We start from the raw sequence: 4,257 nt of genomic DNA, 5'->3' as shown, positions 1-4,257 counted from the left end.
TCACCCCGGAGCGCGAGGCGCTTGAACGATTCTCAGCCTAGAGGGCCTTTCGCCGCGCTTCGATGGCGCATATCCGGGGTCGGCCGCAGAATCGGCGGCAAAACCGGGCTTTGGCAGCGAGAATGACGGACGGGCTCGACCGGGTCGACCGGCAGATCCTCAGGATCCTCCAGCGCGAGGGCCGGATTCCCAACGTGGAGCTGGCCGAGCGGGTCGGGCTGTCGCCGACCGCCACCGGCGAGCGCCTGCGCCGGCTGCAGAAGGACGGGGTGATCACCGGGTTCGGCGCGCGGCTCGACCCGCAGCGTCTGGGCCTCAGCCTGCTCGTCTTCGTCGAGGTCTCCCTCGACAAGACCACGCCCGACGCCTTCGCGCGCTTCGCGGCGGCCGTGCGCCGCGCCCCCGAGGTGCTCGAGTGCCACATGGTCGGGGGCGGGTTCGACTACCTGGTCAAGGCCCGGGTCGCCGACATGCCGGCCTATCGCCGCTTTCTCGGCGAGGGGCTGCTGGCACTGCCGGGGGTCAACAACACCCGCACCTACGCGGTGATGGAGGAGGTGAAGAGCGACGGCGTGCTGCCGCTGTGACGCCCGGGCCGGCTTTGCGTCGGCAGGCCGAGGCTTCGCCCGCTTCTCCGCCGCAGGCTTGGCCGAGACACCTGCTTGGCCGGCCGCGCCGCCCCGCTCAGCCGGAGGCCGCGGCCTGGGCCGGCAGCACGACGACCCGGGTTCCGACCGGGACGCGCCCGTAGAGGTCGATGATGTCCTGGTTGAGCAGGCGGACGCAGCCGGACGACACCATCGTGCCGATCGTCCAGGGCTCGGTCGTGCCGTGCAGGCGGTAGAGCGTGTCGCGGCCGTCCCGGTAGAGGTAGAGCGCCCGCGGGCCGAGGGGATTGTCCGCGCCGCCGGCCAGCCCCCCGGCGAACCGGGCGTAGCGGGCGGGCTCGCGACGGATCATGTCCGGGGTCGGCGTCCAGCGCGGCCATTCGGCCTTGCGCGCCACCGTCGCCTCGCCCTGGAAGTTGAACGCCTCCTCCCGGCCGGTGCCGATGCCGTAGCGCAGGGCGCGGCCTCCCTCACGCACGAGGTAGGCGTAGCGCCGGCCCGGATCGACCACGATCGTGCCCGGCGGCTCGGCCGTGTCGTAGGCCACCTCGCGCCGCAGGAAGCGCGGGTCGAGGCTCGCCGGGTCGACCGCCGGCACGGGGTGCGGCTCCGTCGTGATCTCCGCGTAGATCTCCCGGTACGACGAGAGCGGGTCGAGGACGGACCTGGACGCGGTGCGCGGGGCAGGGCCGACGCAGCCGCCCAGCAGGAACGGTGTCGCCATCAGGAAGCGGCGGCGGATGATGGGCATGACCTTGCAACCCGCGTGATCGGACGTCGGGGACGATCATCGCCGGCTAGGCACTGCCCGCACCAGAGGTTATGGGAGAATGACTCCCATAACCGAAAAGGGCAGCCGATGGATCTTGCGATCGCGTTGCGCGCCTTCGTGCGCACCGTGGAGCGCGGCTCCGTCACCCTGGCGGCGCGGGACCTCGGCGTCTCGCAACCGGCGGTCACGAAGCACCTGCGCAATCTCGAGCAGCACAGCGGCACCCGGCTCCTGGAGCGGTCGCCGCGCATCGTGCGCCCGACCCCGCAGGGACAGGCGCTGTACGAGGCGAGCCGCGCGGCGTTGACGGCGATCGACGCCGCGCTCGAGGGCATCCGGCAGGATGGCGGGACGGTCGAGGGCCTGCTCCGCCTGCACGCCCCGTCCTGCATCGGCAGCCGGCACCTGATCACGATCGTGATGGAGTTCCAGGCGATCCATCCCGCCGTCACGGTCGACCTCGTGCTCGAGGACCGGGCCGTCGACCTCGTCTACGACGGGTTCGATCTCGCGCTGAGCTACGGCCATCCCGTCAACCAGGACGTGATCCTGCGCCGGATCGGGCTGATCCGGCGGATCCTCGCCGCGGCGCCGGACCTGCTGGCGCGGACCGGCCCGTTCGAGACCCTGGAGGCCCTGTCCCGGGCGCCGCTGGTGACGACCCTCTCGCCGCGGTCGCGCCGCGACAAGCTCGTGCTGGAGCGGGACGGCGAGACGGTCGAGATCCCGGTCAACCCGACGATGCGCACGAACGACGCGAAGGTCGCCACGCGGGTGCTGCTCGCCGGACAGGCCGCCGGCGCGGTCCAGCAGAACCTCGTCGCCGAGGAACTCGCCGACGGTCGGCTCGTCCGCATCCTGCCGGATTACGAGGTCAAGCCGACCGAAGCGTTCCTGACCTATCCGTCGGCCCGGCTCCTGCGTCCGGCGGTCCGGGCCTTCATCGACTTCGTCCTGCCGGCCCTCAGGGCCCTGCCCGGCGTGACCGCGTGATCCGCGATCCTGCGACGACAATCCCGCGACGTGGCAGGGCGCGGCGCCGCGACCGATGGTTGTGCGCGTTCCATGCGTCGGACGCGGGGCAGACTGCACGGAGCTTGGAGCCAAGACGCACCTGCAGAGTTAGCATCACGAGCCATTTGCCGCAGTCTCGCGGTGGAGAGGCCGCCGCAGAGCGGTCCGACGAGAACGGAGGTACGCCAATGGTCAATCCGAACCGCCTCGTGAAATCCGCCTGGATCGCCGCGGAGGTATCCCGCGACAAGGCCGAGAAGGTCCTGGTGGTGGAGGCCTACATTGCGGTCAGCCCGCTCGAGAGCGGCTACGACGCCGGCCGCTACGGCCGCCTGGTCGAGGATGTTCGCCGTATCCTCGCCGACAACCCCGACATCGACCGGGCCTCGATCCTGAGCGTGCACCGCGAGTCGCGCTGCGCCGCCCTGTTCCGCCGGGGCTGCGAGGAGGAGCGGCGGCCCGAGCTGGTGGCCTGAAGGCCGCCGGCAGCGCCGCCCATCCGCGTCGCGGCCGGCCTTCCGCCTTCAGTAGTTCCACTGCACCTGGGCGCGGAAGATGTCGCCCTCAGCCCGGCCGAAGCGGCGTTCGTCGGCCTCGCGGCGCTTCATCCGGGCGTAGGCCAGGGTGATCTCCAGGGGCTCGATCGGCTGGAACTCGATGCCGAGCTCGAGTTCGTCGGTTTCCAGGCGCGGGGCGTTGGTCGCCACCTTCCAGCCGCCGCGGTAGTGCTGCAGGCGGATGTAGGGGTAGAAGGTGCCGAAATCGGGGTGCCGGATGCGGTACATCGCCTGGACGTACCCGCCCTCGAGCGGCTTGCTCTCGATCGCCCGGCGAACGGGGTCGAATTCCGGCCCGCGGCCCCAGTTCCACTCGGCCTGAAGGCCGAAGGGCTGGGGATAGAGGACCGCGTGCAGGCCGGCGCGCTCCTCCGTGAAGGCGACCGGGCTGACGCCGCCGGTGCGGATCTCGGGCTGGAAGCGGTTGTGGAGGACCGAGCCGCCGACCTCGAGCACCTGGCCCTCGAACATCGGTCCGAACCGGTCGAGCTCGAACGGCCAGGTCGCCATCGCCACCGTCATCACGGCGTTGTTGCGCTCGGGCCGGTTGATGGTCTGACCGTTGAAGATGCCGACGCCGAAGGCGCCGTAGTTGCCGAACAGCTTCTGCTTGTCCTTGGCCAGACGGTCCCAGACCCGCTGGACCTCGGACGGGGTGTGGTACGCGATGACGCCGATGTCGCGCTCGCCCGGGACCGCGCTGTTGATCGCGTCGCTGCGGTCGAGGGTGATGCGGTTCTGCGACGATTGCAGGTTCTCCCAGCCGTAGGGCACCTTCGACTGGCCGAAGCGCAGGCGGGTGCGCCGGTCGTCGTCGAGGAAGACGTCGGCATAGGCGTCGCGCAGCTGGGCGAAGCCGTTGCGCGGCTCGCCCGCGGTCTGGTTGCCGACCGCGACCGCGAAGTCGGGCTGGAAGTAGATCGAGACCCGCTCGTGGACGTCACCCTGCAGGATCAGGCGGATGCGCCGGAAGGTGAAGTTGTCGCGGTCGTTGATGCCGCCGTCGTGGACCGAGCGCAGGCGCGAGATCCCGGACGGGGCGGTGGCGTCGCCGGCCAGGAACTCGTTCACCCGCAGCTGCGAGTAGCCGCGCAGGGTCAGCTGCTCGAACCAGGTCTTGGGCCGGCCGGCGTAGTTCGGCGGGGTCGGGCCGGGCTTCTCCGCCGCCTGGTCCCGCATGGCGACCGCGCCGCCGAGCGCGGGCTCGGCGGCGGGCCGGGCACCCGTCCGGGTCCCGGCCACCGCGGCCGCAGGCGTCGGGCCGGGCGTCGGGCGTGCCTTGGGGCCGCCGGGGGGCGGGGGGGGG

At 71.6% G+C, this 4,257-nt stretch carries 5 protein-coding genes; 3 read left to right on the top strand and 2 right to left on the bottom strand.

The window, feature by feature from the left end; all coding sequences use genetic code 11:
* The first annotated feature begins 122 nt into the window (after positions 1–122).
* Positions 123–587, top strand: a complete 465-nt coding sequence (locus tag VQ02_RS33280) for an Lrp/AsnC ligand binding domain-containing protein (protein ID WP_048448556.1) — start codon at positions 123–125, stop codon at positions 585–587.
* A 97-nt stretch (positions 588–684) separates the two neighbouring features.
* Here VQ02_RS33280 and VQ02_RS33275 read toward each other — a convergent pair whose 3' ends face one another.
* Positions 685–1,359, bottom strand: a complete 675-nt coding sequence (locus VQ02_RS33275) for a L,D-transpeptidase (RefSeq protein ID WP_048448555.1) — start codon at positions 1,357–1,359, stop codon at positions 685–687.
* Positions 1,360–1,467: 108 nt separating this feature from the next.
* Between VQ02_RS33275 and VQ02_RS33270 the strand changes: the two genes are divergently transcribed.
* Together VQ02_RS33270 and VQ02_RS33265 are read left to right on the top strand one after the other, a co-directional pair.
* The gene (locus VQ02_RS33270) at positions 1,468–2,373 is read left to right on the top strand and encodes a LysR family transcriptional regulator (protein ID WP_048448554.1); all 906 of its coding nucleotides are present in this window, start codon (positions 1,468–1,470) and stop codon (positions 2,371–2,373) included.
* 209 nt (positions 2,374–2,582) lie between these two features.
* Entirely contained in the window at positions 2,583–2,870 is a 288-nt protein-coding gene (locus VQ02_RS33265) for a hypothetical protein (RefSeq protein WP_048448553.1), read from the top strand.
* A gap of 48 nt (positions 2,871–2,918) precedes the next feature.
* Here the strand turns inward: VQ02_RS33265 and VQ02_RS33260 are convergent.
* Positions 2,919–4,257: porin (locus VQ02_RS33260; protein ID WP_157080914.1), on the bottom strand; the 1,339-nt coding region annotated here is incomplete at its 5' end.

It is taken from the genome of Methylobacterium variabile (assembly GCF_001043975.1).
Taxonomy (GTDB): domain Bacteria; phylum Pseudomonadota; class Alphaproteobacteria; order Rhizobiales; family Beijerinckiaceae; genus Methylobacterium; species Methylobacterium variabile.
Note: the sequence above shows the minus strand (reverse complement) of the source record. Positions and strands in the feature narration are given on the sequence as shown.